Annotated in this window: 10 protein-coding genes; 2 read left to right on the top strand and 8 right to left on the bottom strand. The window is 39.1% G+C overall.

The genetic code is table 11. From position 1 onward, the window contains the following. Positions 1-26: 26 nt before the first annotated feature. The 3 genes from M595_RS14940 to M595_RS14930 form a co-directional block, all read right to left on the bottom strand. Positions 27-6,284, bottom strand: a complete 6,258-nt coding sequence (locus M595_RS14940) for a glycosyltransferase (protein WP_052001783.1) — start codon at positions 6,282-6,284, stop codon at positions 27-29. Positions 6,285-6,346: 62 nt separating this feature from the next. Continuing rightward, complete coding sequence (locus M595_RS14935; protein ID WP_023067133.1) at positions 6,347-6,958, bottom strand: class I SAM-dependent methyltransferase; 612 nt, start codon at positions 6,956-6,958, stop codon at positions 6,347-6,349. A gap of 19 nt (positions 6,959-6,977) precedes the next feature. Next, on the bottom strand, positions 6,978-7,787 hold the full coding sequence (locus M595_RS14930; RefSeq protein ID WP_023067128.1) for a CmcI family methyltransferase: 810 nt from the start codon (positions 7,785-7,787) through the stop codon (positions 6,978-6,980). Positions 7,788-8,115: 328 nt separating this feature from the next. Between M595_RS14930 and ftsH3 the strand changes: the two genes are divergently transcribed. Continuing rightward, positions 8,116-9,954, top strand: coding sequence for an ATP-dependent zinc metalloprotease FtsH3 (gene ftsH3 / locus M595_RS14925; protein ID WP_023067153.1), 1,839 nt, complete (start codon positions 8,116-8,118; stop codon positions 9,952-9,954). 97 nt (positions 9,955-10,051) lie between these two features. Further along, positions 10,052-10,204 carry a hypothetical protein gene (locus tag M595_RS31205; RefSeq protein WP_161809823.1) on the top strand — a complete coding sequence of 51 codons (153 nt, stop codon included), beginning with the start codon at positions 10,052-10,054 and terminating at the stop codon, positions 10,202-10,204. Between the two features lie 62 nt (positions 10,205-10,266). Here the strand turns inward: M595_RS31205 and M595_RS14920 are convergent, their stop codons facing one another. From M595_RS14920 to M595_RS14900, 5 genes are all read right to left on the bottom strand, one after another. Further along, positions 10,267-12,189 carry a S9 family peptidase gene (locus M595_RS14920; RefSeq protein ID WP_023067141.1) on the bottom strand — a complete coding sequence of 641 codons (1,923 nt, stop codon included), beginning with the start codon at positions 12,187-12,189 and terminating at the stop codon, positions 10,267-10,269. 251 nt (positions 12,190-12,440) lie between these two features. Continuing rightward, entirely contained in the window at positions 12,441-13,316 is an 876-nt protein-coding gene (locus tag M595_RS14915; protein ID WP_023067165.1) for a 2OG-Fe(II) oxygenase, read from the bottom strand. Between the two features lie 19 nt (positions 13,317-13,335). Beyond that, a complete protein-coding gene (gene dcm, locus M595_RS14910) occupies positions 13,336-14,685 on the bottom strand; it encodes a DNA (cytosine-5-)-methyltransferase (RefSeq protein WP_023067136.1) in 1,350 nt (449 codons plus the stop codon). A gap of 121 nt (positions 14,686-14,806) precedes the next feature. Further along, complete coding sequence (locus tag M595_RS14905) at positions 14,807-15,568, bottom strand: Uma2 family endonuclease (RefSeq protein ID WP_023067147.1); 762 nt, start codon at positions 15,566-15,568, stop codon at positions 14,807-14,809. A 226-nt stretch (positions 15,569-15,794) separates the two neighbouring features. Then, positions 15,795-17,459 (bottom strand): autotransporter outer membrane beta-barrel domain-containing protein, encoded by a 1,665-nt coding sequence (locus M595_RS14900; RefSeq protein WP_040484151.1) that lies wholly within the window; start codon positions 17,457-17,459, stop codon positions 15,795-15,797. Positions 17,460-17,500: the final 41 nt, after the last annotated feature.

The raw sequence follows: 17,500 nt of genomic DNA, 5'->3' as shown, positions 1-17,500 counted from the left end.
CAACTAAAAAATATAGACATTTCTGACTAATTTATCGCTTGTAGCCAGGAAGGTAAAGCTGAAAGTTCTGGAATTTGTAATCGTTCTAGAGAAGAATAAAACCTTACAGCTAAAACATAATTTATCAATTTTTGGGTATTTAATCTTGAATTCAACTCAGTAGTTAGTTGGTGGTAAATTTGCTGTTCTGCTGCGGTGAGAGGTTCACTAATAAACTCACTTTTATAAAATAACTGAGAACATTTTCCGATAGAACTTTGATAAACTGATTCTAAATCCGTTTCTGCTACAGTTAACCAAAAATTTGCAAGTTGTCGCCGAATTTGACGTAATTCTTCTACAACCGATTGAGTTGATGGATCAATATGATACAAGTTTAGACAACCTTGAAGGCGATTTTGAAATTGTTGAGTTGTGAGAGTAGAAGTCTTTGCAGTGAGGATTTCGGGTGTTGTTTTGACTTGGGCTGCGGCTAATGTCTGTTCAACTTTCTGTAAAACCTGTTGATTTTCAAATACGGTTTTATAGTCTTTAATTAACCAACTCGGTAAACGTTTTTCAGCATCTCGAACTAACATTTTACCGGGTACATAATACAACATCGCTGCAATTAAACAGTTCAGCGCATTTGGATGTGTTAAACCCGTAGCGACTTGGGTTAGTTCATCGACAAATTGACGTTCAGCTTCGATTAAAGGTTCATGTTGAATTCCCCGACTGAGTAAAACTTGATAGCCACTTCCCATGTGTCCTTTATAAACTTCCTCTAATTGTTCAAAAGAAATTTTTAACCAGTATTCCGCCATGGCTTTACGAAGTTGGCGTAAGCGTTCGATAACGTCTTGCTCAGAGGGATTGAGGGCGTAGAGATTAATATAATGAACTAACTCCGACAAATAGTCTCGTCTAGCGATAGGAGTATTGAGGGGAATTTCAGGAAATTGTTGATTTTGTTTCCAAGTATTAAAGAATTTTTTAAACAGTGACTCCATTTTTTTAGAATAACTAAAGCTATCTAAAAATGAAGGATTTTGCTGCATTTTTTGTTTGATTTTATGGCAATATTGTTGTCTAAGTTGCGGGTTATTTGCTAACTGAACTGCTAAGTTTATATAAGTATCTTCACTGTCAACAATCAAGTCATTTAAAGCCAGCGATCGCAACATTCCCGATCCATGTTTAGAGCGTAAAGTTTCTCCATCCATTGTGATCGTTGGTAAACCCACTTCTAAAGGATCAACTAGGGAATTTGAACCCGAATGACGATAAGAATCTAAATAAATATCTCCACACTTTAAACATTCTTTAACATCTGAGCGACTAGGTAGAGATTTAATGATCACTAACCGTTTTTGCCTAACACCATATTGTTGTAAAGTGTGTTGAAATCGTCTTATAAAAGGCATGACTGCATAAGAACGACTCCAACTTGGAGCAAAAGGATAAAGGACTAAAATAGAATTCGGTACGGCTGCTAAAATTTTAGCCCAAGTTTCTCCGATTTCTGGAATAATTTTATAGAAGTTTGCACCCGACATCAACACAACAGTTTCATCCGTTATTCCCCAAGTTTCACGGGTGGGATTAATTTGAGCGGGAGAAGGTTCAACAGCATAGTAACTGAAACAAAAACCCGTTTCTGGTAATAAAGCTAAATTTTCACGGTAATGGCTTTGAGCAATCGTTTTTGTTTCTGACAACTGACCAGAAATATAATAATCAATATTTTTAATTCCGGTGGTAACAGGAGAAGAAAATATGGTTGTTTGAATCCGGGCTAAACGGTGAAATACTAATTGTGTAATTGAGGAGACAACAGCCGTTACATTCGTTCCTAATAACAGAATGTCTAAGTCATCTTGACGAATTAACTCTACTTGTTCCGATAACCGGGATGGGAGTTTTACCAATCGATCTGCACAACTCTGACAATATTGTTCTAGAGGATGTTGATTACAATGGAAAGCATATAAAATAATTTCAAATTGAGATCGATCTAAATGTTCAAAAACAGGCAAAGTAAAATAGGTTTCTGTTTGTGGAGTAAAATGGTTACTGAGAATCCCTAAACGAATTTTAGGACGATTTACAGGACGTTGAGGGAACTGATAATTAAGTTGACATCCTTGAATATTTAGGAAAAAAGCTATGATTTCAGCTCTTTGAGTATAGATATTTTTGACATTAAAATTGGCAAAATAGTGAGGAATAAAATTAGAGTTTTTAATAAAGAATTTTACAATGTTATGCCAGACCGGAGAGTGGGGTTGCTGTTGTAAATTTTTAACAATATAATCCAGCCATTGGGATTGATAATGAGCATAATGATCGGCTTCCCCTAGTTCTTGAAATAGAGGAGGAGTTTCAAACATAAATTCAATATAACTGTCAGCAAACCACGTTGGAATAGGAGCGTGATCAAACTTAACCTGGAGTTGGTCAGCACGACAATAAAGCATTCCTGCCAGTAAATATTGAATAGCTTGAGGATGTGAGAAACCTTGAGATATGACTGTTTTAATCTGATTCACCAGTTGGCGTTCTGCGTCGGTTAAGAGTTCATATTTAATGCCACTTTTCAGCAATATTTTGTGAGCTTTTCCGCCATCTCCTAGATAAATTTTATCCAATACTTCTGAGGAAGTATTCAACCAAACTTCTGCTAAATGTTGACGAATTTTTATGAGTTCATGCAAAGCAGTTGTATTTTTATAGTCTTGACGATATTGTTCTGATAAACTCGTGACTACTGGTAAAAGTTCGTTTAACTTTAAGTCATTTTCTGCCGATTTTTCTGAACTGAATAGCTGAATAATCGCGTCTTTAACTTGCTGAGATTGACTACAATTCAGTGCAGCTTGTATTTGGGCAATCGCTATTTTTTCTTCCTTCAGTCCAAACATCTGCTTGGCTGTATTCACTGCATAAAAAGCATAGTGTTCTCGTGCTTTGTTTGAGAGGATTTCTACTTTGTCAGGCGGAAGATAAGACTGGGAAATTTCAATGGCTTTGAGTATGTCTGTAATATTTGCACCGACTTTAATCAAACGAGAACTTTCAGAAGATGAATGGAGACGATAACAAGCCAATGGTTGAGGTTCATAGACAACCGAATAATTGACAGCGATTCGTTTCCACATTTCCCAATCTGCGGCTGAACCTGCTTCTAGACAAAATCCTCCGAGGGTTTCATACACACTTCGTTTGACAACAATTGCAGGACATTGAATTCGCTGCATGATAGAAATTCGTTCAATCCAGTTGGGAATAATTCCAGGTTTTTCCTGTTCTAAACTCGATATAGAATGTTGTTTTCCTTCTGCATCAATATAATAATGGCGACAAAAAGCTGCACTTGCTTGGGCTTCTTGTTCAATTAATGCTCGTAATTTTTTATAAAATTCCGGTAAGATCAAATCATCTTGATGGAGGATATGAACCCATTCTCCTTTTGCACGTTGAATACAATCATTCCAATTCCCAATTAAGCCTAAGTTTCGAGGTTGTCGATAAAATGAAATCCGTTCGCCTCCAATCTCTTTAACCAGTGTTTCTATATCTTGATCTGGGGAACAATCATCTACAACTTCAATTTGCATTTCTTCGGGATTAGGTGCTTGACTTAACAAACTATTGAGTGTATTTGCTAAATACTTTGCTCCATTGTAAGTGGGAATCATTACTGACCAAAAAGGTCTATTTTTTTGTTCAATATTCCGATCAATTTTAGGAAAATTCATATTCTGAAAAGGTGAAGGTTGTTGAGTCTCTATTAATTGATAACCAGATGTTTTTGTTAGGGTTTGCGTTAATTGAGATTTAAGCTTTGAGTCAAAACACTCAAAATAGGAACTATTAACAATTTTTTGATAGAATCTATGAATATCTCGTTGACTATTTCCCTGAAGTTTATTAGTAATTGATAACTGCTCTGGATGAATCCGAAATTGAGACAAGCTTTTGTTAATAAAACCGATTTTATATTGGCTCATAATCCTAAACCACATTTCTAGATCAAGCAGTTGATAGAGTTCAGGATCGAACATTCCGACATTCTGAAATACACTTTTGCGGATTAAAACGGTACTAGGTTCTCCAATTTTATTAATAGGATGATTTAAAAGATAGGGAACAGCAAGGAGTTCTTTTCCCTCTTGTATTGATTTTAGGTTTAGCCAATGTTTATCAATATCTTTAGCATAAACACTAATTTCTTGGCAATATTGATTAGACTGTGCTTCGGGAGAAACTAACATTTGACGACGAGAAAAGACTAATCCAATTTTTTCTTCTGTTTCTGCTAAATTTACTAATTCTTCAATACAGGTATTTTCTAAAATATCATCTTGAAATATAAATTTTATATACTTTCCTTGAGCCTGAGAAATGCAGTAATTCCAATTAACTGCTAACCCATACTGATGGTGAGTTAAAATTCTAAAATGTCCAGAGAATTTAGATTGAAAATATTGAGCAATTTCTAACGTTCTATCTCTGGAATTATCATCCGAAATAATAATTTCTAAATGTGGGTAGGTTTGAGATAAAATACTCTCTAAACACTCGGCTAAATATTTCTCTCCATTATAAGTCGGAACACAAACACTAACCAACGGATAACTCACGATTCTCTGATGCTGATGAACGGAAGGAATCTCTAATTTTTTTGTTGTAAATTTTTGAATAAAATGAGGATGACTACAGGGATCAGAAGTCAGAATATGACTCCATCGTTGCTTAATTAATTGTGTAGAAGATTGCTGAATTTGAATGCGTTGACTGGCTGTTAAGTCTACATCCCAACTTTTTAACTCTTGATGATAGAGTCGAACATGAGGAAGATAAATATTTCGATATCCATGATTGATTAGTTTTAAACAAAAATCAACATCATTATAGATTAAGGGTAATGCTTCATCAAATCCTCCGACTTCCTGAAATACAGTGCGACGACAAGCTAAACAAACGCCACTCACCGCAGAAACATTATTAATTAAGTTAATTTGTAAGAACGTATCATAATCATTGATTTTAGAAATACCCGGATAAAAGGAACTCGATATTTGATTTTTACTTAAAACAAATCCAGCGTGTTGAATAGTTTTATCTGGATATAAAAGTAACCCAGTCACAGCACCAATTGAGGGACGTTGAGCTTGTTCAACCAATGCTTCTATCCAATCTGATGTAATGACTTTAGTATCATTATTCAAAAATATTAAATATTCGCTATTTGTTGGACTCACACCAGAGTTGTTAAGCTGAGAATAATTAAAGGGAGTCTCTAAAGGATAGATTTTAAATTGATCTGATTTTTGTGTTTTCCAATAGTCTAAAATATTTTGTGTTTCTGCTTCAACACTCCCATTATCAATCACAATCACTTCATAGTTAGGATAACTGGTATTCTGAAAAATAGAGGTTAAACATTGATGTAAAATACTCCCACAATCTCGGGTCAAAATAATAATGCTAACCCGTCTATAACAATCAATTTTATAGCGAATACTGTGATATCCTGGAGAATCTTTTAGTGGAATAACTCGTCCACCTTCATTCCGTCTTTGCATGGCTTCTGTTAAAGCTTTTGTTGCGGCTTGATAAGCATAAGGTTTAGCCGTTTGTGACAGAGAAGCAGACGCCGAGTGTATTCTCCAGTGATACAGAATTTTAGGAATATGAAAAATTTTATCTGTTTTTTCGGTTAGCCTTAAGACTAGATCATAATCTTGACTTCCTTCAAACCCAATTCTAAATCCTCCAATTTGATTAACTAATGATCGACGATAAACACCTAAATGACAGGTGTACATTCGAGAGAGAAATGAATCGGGACACCAATCGGGTTTGTAAGCGGCTTCTCTCAATTGATTATGATCATCTATTTTATCTTCATCGGAATAAATCATGTCGGCTTCTGGATGCTGATTGAGTAGCCGCACAACTTCTTCTAAAGCGTCAGAAGTTAGTAAGTCATCGTGATCTAATAATGCAATAAATTCACCTGTTGCTATTTCTAAAGCCGAATTAGAACAAGCAGAAATATGACCATTTTCGGATCTAAATACCCGTTTAATTCTGCTATTTTGGTGAACATATTCTTCTATAACGGCTCGAACATAAGGTAAGCTTGAAGCATCATCAGCAATACACAATTCCCAGTGAGAATAGGTTTGATCCAAAACGGATTGTAAAGCCGATCTGAAGTAGGGTTCTGGTGGATTAAAAACGGGTAAAATAATACTGATGAGAGGCTGATAACTCAATGATGCTTTAAGACTCATATTTTTTTCCGATAAATGTTGGGTACTTAGGGTTTCAAAATATTTTTAAGTTTGAAGTTAAATTATTGAACTCGATAAGCAAGCCAAAATCCGTTTCCGACTTTACTATCGGGATCTTCTATTCCAACTAATGTCCAATTAATGTGCGGTAAATCTTCTACTCCTGATTTTAATTTGTCAATAAACTTTCTTAACATTGTTGAGGTAAATTTCCAATAATGATCAGAATAACAACTTCCAGGGGGTGCAGTTTCGATTGTCCAATTTTCTTGATAAGCTTGAATGAGTTGATCATAACGAGATAAAGCGCGATTATCACCGAGTAAAGCATCGGGTTGAGGAACAATCATTACAACATAACCACCGGGTTTCAGCACTCTTTGCCACTCTAAAAAGGCTTGTATCGGGTTAGGAATATGTTCTAAAACATGACTGGATAATACAAAATCTTGGCTGTGTTTGTCTAGGGGAATATTACTGGCATCTCCATAAAGATCAATTGGAGTCGGAGTTTCTCCCATTTCAACTTGACTCTCGCGATAAACCTGTTCATCAAATTTAGGTGAAACATTCATAGAATGAACACCAAAGGGATTATGAGCCGCAGCACCGAGTTCTACTCCCGATAATCCTTGTAATAACTTTAAGGTAGGTTGATGTAATCTAAATTTCATCACTAAATAGGAATAAAAATTAACATCGAATTAAAAATCCTTTTGGAGCAAAAGTAAAACCAAATTTATCTTCTCGTTTGCGATCCAATTCATAGTCATTGGGATATAGCGAAACATATTGTTCTATCGCTTCGTAAGGCCCTTCTCCCCATTCGGGTAATACGGGATGACCATTAATATTTCCATCTTCGACAATAAGATAGTCTCCTTTGTTTAATAAAGAACGCAATAATAACATTTCTTGAAAAACATGATTTTTTTCGTGATTACTATCTAAAATAGCAAAAACAGATCCCGGAAATTCTTGACGTAACTGAGAAATTCTTTGAGAAACTTGAGGACTAATAGAAGAACAAAGCATTAATTCTATACGCGGATTATGTCTCAGGCTTTCATCCATTAAATGATGATCAATGTCAATAGATAAGATTTTAGAATCATAAGACATTTGATCGAGTAAAGACGCAAAAAACAATGTTGCGCCCCCGGAGTAAGTCCCAAACTCTAGAATTAAACTGGGTTTCAACTCAAAAATAATTTCTTGATAATTCCACAGATCACAGGGAGATTTCAAGGCTTTGACTCCTGCCCAAGTTGTGGTTGTCCAAACCTGCTGATTATAGTACCATAAATGATAAGCTAGACCTGCGTTTGCAGCAGAAAGCTGCTGCTGAATAGAATGATGTCTAATTTTCCCTAAAAGATTCAAAGCAGGTTCATAGTCAGGATGAGATTCTAGGATTTGGCAACAGACCAACTCCGTTGTGTGATCATCTCCGGCTTGATAAAATGTTAAAGCTGCTTGCAGTGTCGCTTCTAGATTTTGCATAAAACTTCAAGTTTCAAATCATCTTTTTCAATTAACAATAATGAACTCATTCTTAACTCTGTTCAATTCTTAATTTTTCTAGTCCTTCTGTTCTCAGAAAACTGAAGCGAAAACCATCTTGACAAAAAAGTGATTCGATGTTAATAAACAAGCGTTTATTTTTCGCCACCCATTCCCGGTCTGAAGTGACAACATCACCCCGATCGAATGTTAAGGCTTCTTGTCCCGATCCCCAGGATTGATGAAAAATACGTTAAGATTGGTAAACATAATAAAAAAGATACCAGAGTCCACAGGACTCGGAGCAACATTAGGAGGATAGACCCCGGTGAACAAACGCTGGAGAAACGCAGGCTTATACGCACTTTTAGCAATTGTTGTCATTGCCCTGGCAACAGCCTTTTTTGATAAACAACCTCAAACACGGGAAACTTGGAAATATAGCACTTTCATTCAGGAAGTCGAGAACAATCAGGTTGAGCGGGTTAGCCTGAGCGCTGATCGATCCAAGGCTCTCGTTACCGCCGAGGATGGCGCCAAAATCATGGTTAACCTTCCTCCCGATCCGGGCTTGATCGATATTCTCAGTGAGAATAACGTTGACATTTCCGTAATGCCCCAAAGTGATGAGGGTTTCTGGTTCAAAGCTCTCAGCAGCTTATTCTTCCCTATTTTACTTTTAGTTGGCTTATTTTTCTTATTGCGTCGCGCCCAAAGCGGCCCTGGAAGCCAAGCGATGAACTTTGGTAAGTCTAAAGCCAGAGTTCAGATGGAACCCCAAACTCAAGTCACCTTTGGGGATGTAGCTGGAATTGAACAGGCTAAACTCGAACTGAGCGAAGTAGTAGACTTCCTGAAAAATGCCGATCGCTTTACGGCAGTCGGTGCAAAAATTCCCAAAGGTGTGCTATTAGTTGGCCCTCCGGGAACGGGTAAAACCCTTCTGGCTAAGGCCGTCGCCGGGGAAGCAGGTGTTCCTTTCTTCAGTATCTCCGGTTCAGAATTTGTTGAAATGTTCGTCGGTGTCGGTGCTTCTCGGGTACGTGACCTGTTTGAACAAGCCAAAGCCAACGCCCCTTGTATCGTCTTCATCGATGAAATTGATGCCGTTGGTCGTCAACGGGGTGCAGGTTTAGGTGGCGGTAACGATGAACGGGAACAAACCCTCAACCAGTTACTCACCGAAATGGATGGTTTTGAAGGCAATACCGGAATTATCATTATTGCGGCTACCAACCGTCCTGATGTCTTGGATGCAGCATTAATGCGTCCGGGTCGTTTTGACCGTCAAGTGGTTGTGGATCGTCCGGACTTCGCTGGTCGTCTAGAAATTATGCAAGTCCATGCTCGCGGCAAAACTCTTGCCAAAGATGTAGACTTAGAAAAAATTGCCCGTCGGACTCCTGGGTTTACAGGCGCTGACCTGTCTAACTTGCTCAATGAGGCTGCAATTTTAGCCGCTCGTCGTAATTTAACTGAAATTTCGATGGATGAGGTGAATGACGCCATTGATCGCGTGTTAGCAGGCCCCGAGAAGAAAGATCGGGTAATGAGCGAAAAGCGCAAAACTCTGGTTGCTTTTCACGAAGCAGGTCATGCGTTAGTTGGTGCGTTGATGCCGGACTATGACCCTGTACAAAAAATCAGCATTATTCCTCGGGGTCGTGCGGGTGGCTTAACCTGGTTTATGCCCAGTGAAGATCGGATGGACTCGGGTTTATTCAGTCGTTCTTATCTGCAAAATCAGATGGCTGTCGCTTTGGGAGGTCGTCTGGCTGAGGAGATTGTTTTTGGACATGAAGAAGTCACAACTGGCGCTTCTAATGACTTGCAACAGGTGACTCGCGTCGCCCGTCAGATGATTACTCGTTACGGGATGAGCGAACGGTTGGGGCCTGTGGCTTTAGGTCGTCAACAGGGGAATGTTTTCCTCGGTCGTGATATCATGTCTGAGCGGGATTTCTCAGAAGAAACGGCGGCGACGATTGATGAAGAAGTTCGTAGCTTAGTTGATGAAGCTTATGTTCGCGCTAAAAATGTGTTAGAAGAAAATCGTCAGATTCTCAATAAGTTAGCAGATATGTTGATTGAGAAAGAGACGGTTGACTCTGAGGAGTTGCAAGACTTGTTAGCAAATAATGATGTTCGGGTTGCAGCGATCGCATAGTTGATTTCTGTTTCCCTATCTACAACTCAATAATATTTAAGCTACTCTAGCAGATTCTAGGGTAGCTTTTTTAGATTTTGAAATCGGAACTGATTTGTTGAGACTTGAAGGGGGTTTTACTCCAGAAGCTTTATCGATAACTCAGAGTAATCGTGATACCATCATCAATTTTGAGAGTGAAACTTTAGCCGTATTAATGAGTGTAGATTCGTCAGATTTAATGGCGGCAAATCCATTTCTAGTGGCCTAACAATGGAATGCTTAGTTGGATAGACAGATCAAATTTCCTTTCTGTCTACCCAAAACCCAAACTTAAGCGTCAGCAGGTTCAAACCCGAATACCTGGGCATAGAAGCGAAACTCATCTGTGATCGCCCGTTTAATATTTTCCGCTTTACGAAACCCATGTTGTTCGTCGGGGAACACCACATATTCAACGGTTAACCCCTTGGCTTTCAACACTTCTACCATGGTTTCAGCTTGGTTGGGCGGCACTACCTTGTCTTCTAAACCTTGAAAGAAAATCACCGGACAGGACAACCCTTCAGTATGATGAATGGGCGATCGCTGAATGTAGATTTCCTGGCATTCAGGATAAGGCCCAATTAAATTATCCAAATAGCGCGACTCAAATTTGTGTGTATCTCGAACCAATGCTTCTAAGTCACTAACCCCGTAATAACTCGCCCCGGCTTTAAACACATCTGTAAACGTCAAGGCACACAATGTAGTGTAACCGCCCGCACTTCCGCCTGTAATTGCCATACGATCGCGATCAACTAAACCCTTTTGTGCCAAGTATTTCGCCCCATTTGCACAGTCATTGACATCAACAATTCCCCAATTGTCTTTTAGCCGTTGACGATATTCACGGCCATAGCCTGTACTTCCGCCATAGTTGACATCCAAGACAGCAAACCCTCGACTCGTCCAATATTGAATCTTTAAACTAAGGCTACTCGATGTCGCCGCCGTCGGGCCACCGTGACTTTTGACTAATAAAGGCGGTTTTTCACCCGTTGGGGCGGTGTAGTCTTTATTCGTGGGCCGATAGAAAAAGCCGTAAGCAGTTTGACCGTTATCGGTGGGAAACTCAATCGATTCAGCAACAGACAAATAGTTGGTGTCGATCTCCAGATCGGTTGAACGTTTTAATTCTGATATTTCCCCATCAGAAAAGTTGAGGCGGACAACTGCACTCGGTTCAGTCGAAGATCCCCCAATAAATAGAATACGGCCTCCAGAAACTTTGATTCCAGAAATCGTTGTGTAGGGAATCTCAATCTGTTGGAGTTGGCGAGATTGTGTATTTAACGTGGTGAGATAGGAATTCCCTTTTTCACTGTAGGCACAGATAATTCCGTCGGGAGTGGCAAAACCGTAGGTAGACATTCCGAAAACCCATTGCGGTAAGCCAAACTCAGCCGGGATGGGGTAGAGAGGTTCGATCTCACCAGATCGATAACGGTAAAAGTTCCACCAATTAGAACGATCACTGACAAAATAGAGTACACCTCTCAGCGACCATTGAGGCTGAAAAATGGATTCTTCTGGACCACCAGCGATCTTTTTGGGGGCTGCGAGAGAACCATCGGCTTCGACGGAAGCTAACCACAGTTCGGTACCATCCCACGGCATATTCGGATGATTCCAGCTAATCCAACACAGTTGGGAATGATCAGCGTTGAGGCGAGGGGAAGCATAGAAGTCCATCCCCGATGCTAAGATTTTGACATCTTCGGGGTTATTCAGGTTGATACTGACAATGGTGTTAACCGCTTCACCTTCACCTGTGTGGTCTTCGCGGATACAGATCAACCGTTGACGTTGGGTATCAATCACCGCATCAGCATAACGGTAGTTTCCATCAAGTGTCAGGGGTTCAGGAGTGACTTCGTGAGGAATAGCACTGTTGTGAATGACCTGACGATAGAGACGTTGATCGACAAAGTTAGAAAAATAGACAATGCCTTGATAAACAGTATATGATCCGCCCCCATATTCGTGAACCCGAGTCCGCACGTTAAAGGGTTTGGGAGTAACATCTTGTTGTTGACCATCGGGAGTCAGTCGAACTAATACATTACGTCCTCCTTCTGAAGGACGTCCTTCTAGCCAGTAAATATCTTCCCCATCCCAAGCAACACTTCCGAGTCCAACCGTTCCCGCTACAATTAGATCGGCAGTAATGGGAGATTTCCAAGATCCATAGGGGGCTACAGTTCGATCCGTCATTAGTCTCTAATTTTAATGCAGGTCACAAGGCATTCTAACGTAGATTCTCTAAGAAAAATTCACCGATTTGGTCTAATTTTTGATCTTCCCAAAATTTCTTACCCCAGGGTTGTTTCACTCGTTGGACTAAAAGTTGATAGGTGAGGAGGTGGGGAGATGGGAAGACTTATCTTTGAGAAAAAGCGATTTGTTCTTGAAAAAACTCTGACTCCCTCTGTATTTAGAGTCCGACGGGCGAAGTTGAATAAGTTTTAATGATCAGGGCGTCGTAACCAACCGTTGAGGGTAAAGCGTCCATCTTCAAAGCGCTGAGACGGACAACGAACGGGCATGACTTCATGTTTGCAGCGACTATCAAAAAAGACAATACTATTATTGCGGGGTTCTATGGTTTTATATTGACCCTGACTAATGGCTGAACCGTTTTTAAGTTCGGTTTCATAGAGTCTCAGTTCTCCCCCTGAAAATTGCTTGGGTTCTTGATGGAAATAATAAACGTAAGTGAGGGTGCGAGTGTAGGTTTTTTCACTTCCCGAGTCATTATGAATTTTGTAAAAGCAACCGTCATTATGGGCGGTGAGTTGCATTTCAACTTGAGAAACGTCAAAGGGTTGATGATTGAGTTGGGGTAAAATATCGGGTAAAGCGTTTAAGATTTTGTTTCTCATCAAGTTATAAAACTCCGGAAATAAAGTCGCATACAAGATCGAAGACTGACGATAGTTTACGGCTTGGGTTGTGGTGGTGGAACCGACAAATTGATCGCTTTTACTGAAGGCAATTTTTAAGATTTCTTGGTTTTCTTCCAAAGATAAAAAGTTTTCAATAAAAACATGATCGCCCGGTAAAAATAGCGATTCTTTCTGGATAACCGATTGATAGTCAGGGGCGGGAATCGGATCAGCTTGGGGTGTTGTCGGTTGGGGTGAAAAACCGTTTGTTTTCGGAGAAACAGCAGGAGAGATCAAAGTTTCTGGAGACACACCCACCAGTTCTAATATTTTAAAGGCAATCTCTGCTTTTTGTTGAGAAGAAACATCGGGACTTGTCAGCAGAGATTCTAAAGTTTCTATCGATAGATTAGTTAGCTGTCTGAGTCGGTCAACAGAAACGAGATTTTGAGCCATCTTTCCACCAAGTTCTGACTTATTCTCTATCATGGCATATAGGGTTCAACTCGGCAATAGAATAAACATTTTCTTTTGGTTGATTCAGGTGAAGTAAAGGAAGTTCAGGACAATTATTATTAAAAACCTGGTTAATCACATCTTGAGTAATCGCAGTAATCACATTAATACTCACTGAGTTTCCCAATTGATAAAAGGCTTTGCTTGGGTTTGGGTGGAGTTGAAAGTCGTCTGGAAATCCCTGTAAACGGGCGGCTTCTCTGGGAGTAATTCTACGAACTCTATTATTGTAATAAACTCCAATCCGGTTAGCATCACTGGCGACTAAGGTAACAGAGACTTTCTCCGGATCAAGAAATTTATAGACTTCAAAAGAAAAGTTACCTGAAACGGGTTTGTAGCGTCCGTTAATTACTTTTAAATAACGCTTTGTGACGAGAGATTCTAAAAGATGAGTTAATTTGGGATGTTCAAAAAAACTGGCAATTTGTTCGCGGGTGAGTTGTTTCCCATCTTGATGTTGACCAAATTTTTTCTTACGTCTTTCGGTAATCAGTAAATTCATTAATTTAATTTCATCTTGGCTACAGTCTCCTCGCAAGCCTAACTCCCAAGAATGAATCGAATTTCCACCCCGATAGTCAATTAACCGCACGCCATGTAACTTGTTAAGATCTCCTTGAACAACTTTGTTTAAAGCTTGTGAAAATTCGGGTGAACAATCAAAGGATGAATCGGGATTTTCTTCGAGAATATCTTTGACTTTTGGGGGAAAATGATTTAAACTAAAAAGATTAAGCTGAACTGCGTTATAACTGTGGGAATCTTTCGGCCCTAAGTCAGAAATTAGGTTGAATTGGGGCGAAGCATTTAATACCCCAATCATGTAAACTCTGACTCGATTTTGAGGTAAGCCAAAGTTAACACTATTGAGGATAAATTGATAAAAACTGTAACCTCTTAATTTAATCTCATGTTCAATTGTTGCGAAGGTTTTGCCGTGATCATGGGTAGTTAAACCCCGGACATTTTCTAGGATTAAAATTTGAGGCTGATTGGTATCAATTAGCCGCATAATTTCAAAAAATAGCGTTCCGCGAATCTCCCCAAAGCCTTGTTTTTTTCCCGCATAAGAAAAGGACTGACAAGGAAAACCAGCCAGTAAAACGTCATGTTCAGGTAAAGATTTGATCTGACGAATATCTCCTTCGGGAACGTGTAGAAAATTTTGAGAATAGACTTGACTAGCTTCCGCATCAATTTCACTAGCTAGCAAACATTCACCTCTCCACCCCAGAGATGCAATTCCCTGTTCAAATCCTAATCTTAACCCTCCTATTCCAGCAAATAAGTCAATAAACTTCAGCACGTTTTCATCAAGAATTCATCCAATCAAAATTTTAACATGAGTTAGAGGTAGTACAACTCATCTTTTCTGATCAACAATAAAAAAAGAGACGTTATGCTAGTCTAACTCACGCAATCAATGACTAGATTGAATCAACTTTTTGTCCAATATTTTTTAACTTTTCCTTTAAATTTTTTCCAATTTGTTGCTGTTTATTGATTTGTTTTCGTTTGTGAATTTGTTCAGACTTCGGTTGAGAAATTGGCTGTTTATTTTTCGGAACTTCTATCCAACTTCCTCGAACATCAGACCACCGTAACCATTGCCGTTCAATCCCTTGATAAACACCTTTCCATAACCCTAATCCTAATTCTAAGCCCGGTATCCAAATTCGTTGTTCAGTGGGTTCGAGTTGTTCGTAGCGACTTCCCACTAAATGAAATGCTTCTAATTTATTGTTTTCAGGATCAAACAAAATATAATAGGGAATCCGAAGAAACTGTTCATAAACATCCCATTTTGTTGGAATAGTCTCTACACCAACCGGAGTTTGACCTAAATCTTCAGTGGCGGTTTCATCAGCCATAAATTCAATCACAATAAAAGGATTAAAAGATTCTTGCCAACTCACATAGGATCTGCGAATATTTTGACCTTGATAAAGTTTATCAACTCCAACAACACCAAACCAATCCGGACGTTTAAACTGTTGGGGACGACGAGGATCAAAAAAAAGATTGATAGAACTTCCCGCAAAAACTTGATCAGAGGAATAATTTGAAGGAGTAAAGGTTGACTCTAATAAATGAGATTGAAACAGTTGAAATTGTTCAGAAGTTAAAGGATTTTGAGTTAAATTCAAGGTTTTAGTCGGGGAAGTATAAATGGACTTTGTGAAAGGCATTCAGGTAAATCTCCAGATTTTTTGAATCTCCGTTTAGATCATCCTACACAACAATAAAGTGATTGCACTTTTATTCTGCTGTAATGGGGTCACTGAAATGAGTCAAATAGAGGTTAGCTTGATAATAACCAATATCTCAAGAGAAACGCCAGAGTGATTTTCCCCCTCAGTATCCTACCCCTATTCCTCTCTTTGACGACAAGGTTGAGTAGAAAGTTCGATTTTTTTATTCGATTTTTGAGTTCATTTCTGAGTCTTCAGAAAAAGGTGAACAAATACTGGAGTTGCGAGGTTGACGTCGAATTCCGCGACGAGTGGGGTCATAACTGACTAAAATAACCTCACCGTTAGCTGTGCGAATCCATCCTCTAGCGGGAATAATATTAGCACTAGAAACCTTTTCTTCAATCGGTTGCTGAACTTTTCCGGCGTCTTCTATTAAGTCTTCTTCCAAACTCGGATCAACTAATTCTACTCGCACATTTTCGCCTGTAAACCGATCATCGGGTGTCGTTGGTATTCCTCCTCGCCCGGTAATAATAAACTCACTTTCTGAACCTTGTTTGCAGGGATCTTCAGCAATTAATGCGGCAGGATCAATGACTTGTTGAGGTAAATCAACTAATCCTTTTGACGGATCAAGCGCACTATTAAGATCAACACTTCCACTCAGGGCAGCATCGGTGGTTGAAATCGCTACAATATCGCTGGTTGTTTGCAGTAAATCTTGACTAAATTGAGGATTTCCTTGAATTTGTTGTTCACCCAAACGTTCTTCAACTTGTTGTCGAGTTAGAGGAGTTGCCCCAAAAATTCCCTCAGCATTAATCAAAATAGCACCACCTGCACCACCATCCGCGTTGGCTGTAATATCACTATTATTTAAACCCACTAACGTTTCTGCGTTAATGGTAATATTACCCCCATTGGTTTCTTTAGCATTAGTGGTCAAGTTACTTTGAGTTTGTAAACGTAAGTCTTGACTATTAACCGTAATACTGGCGGTTTCTGTGCGATCGCGTTGAGTATCTGCCTGTAATATTCCGGTATTAAATCGAAGGTTAGGGGCGTTGACAATGATTTGACCCGCACTATTTTCTTCAGCAGGATTTAGTGTCCCATCTCCGGCTGTAATTGCACTATTTTCTAAGGAAATTGACGGGGTGTTAATCGTAATATTTCCACCATATGCACGGGTTGCTTTTTGAGTAGCTGAAGAAATAATTTGACTTTGACTTAAGTTAACTGAATCACTCACTTGCATGGAGATATTACCCGCAACTGAGGGCGTTTGTAAAGCGTTTATACTCCCCCCTGTGGCTGTAATAATTTCGGAATTATTGTTTAAATAAACTGAATTAGATTCAATACTAACATTGCCGCTACGAGTTCCTAAAACTTCATCTCCAACGGTTGTTAAAATCAAACTATTATTCTCAATAATGACATCATCTTGTACATTTATATTAACATCACCCCCATTTCCTTGTCCGGCTGGAATAAGAATTTCTCCGGTATTTTCATCGGTTTGCGCCCGTCGAACTCGGGTTACTAAAGCCGCCCCATTATTCATCGAAAAAGAGCCGTTTGTGACTTCAATTTTCACTTGTCCAGCTTCTCCAATTCCACCATTATCAACTTCGGTGGTAATTTTAGTTTGTTGGGCAGGATCTACCGTTGTTCCTAGTCCTTCTAAATTAAGGCGATCGCGAATATTTAATCTGACTTCTCCAGCCTGTGAGGGTTGCTCAAAATTGCCTCCTGAAGTATTAGAATTAAGTTGAGAACCTCCCATCATTAATAACGAGCCTGATTTAATTTCTATGAAGCCACTATTTCCGATCACATTACTGCCTATATTAGCATTAATATAGGCTTTATTTAAAGTCACGGAGTCAGCAATATTAAAGGTAATACTTCCTGCATTTCCTT

This window comes from Lyngbya aestuarii BL J (genome assembly GCF_000478195.2).
In the GTDB taxonomy this organism is placed as follows: domain Bacteria; phylum Cyanobacteriota; class Cyanobacteriia; order Cyanobacteriales; family Microcoleaceae; genus Capilliphycus; species Capilliphycus aestuarii.
This window is presented reverse-complemented; position numbering and strand designations above follow the sequence as displayed.

Bases quoted from the DNA above. Each gene is read 5' to 3' on its own strand.
- M595_RS14920 (WP_023067141.1), bottom strand. From the start codon at position 12,189: ATGACGGATCGAACTGTAGCCCCCTATGGATCTTGGAAATCTCCCATT.
- M595_RS14940 (WP_052001783.1), bottom strand. From the start codon at position 6,284: ATGAGTCTTAAAGCATCATTGAGTTATCAGCCTCTCATCAGTATTATT.
- M595_RS14930 (WP_023067128.1), bottom strand. From the start codon at position 7,787: ATGCAAAATCTAGAAGCGACACTGCAAGCAGCTTTAACATTTTATCAA.
- M595_RS14915 (WP_023067165.1), bottom strand. From the start codon at position 13,316: ATGGCTCAAAATCTCGTTTCTGTTGACCGACTCAGACAGCTAACTAAT.
- M595_RS14935 (WP_023067133.1), bottom strand. From the start codon at position 6,958: ATGAAATTTAGATTACATCAACCTACCTTAAAGTTATTACAAGGATTA.
- M595_RS14905 (WP_023067147.1), bottom strand. From the start codon at position 15,568: ATGCCTTTCACAAAGTCCATTTATACTTCCCCGACTAAAACCTTGAAT.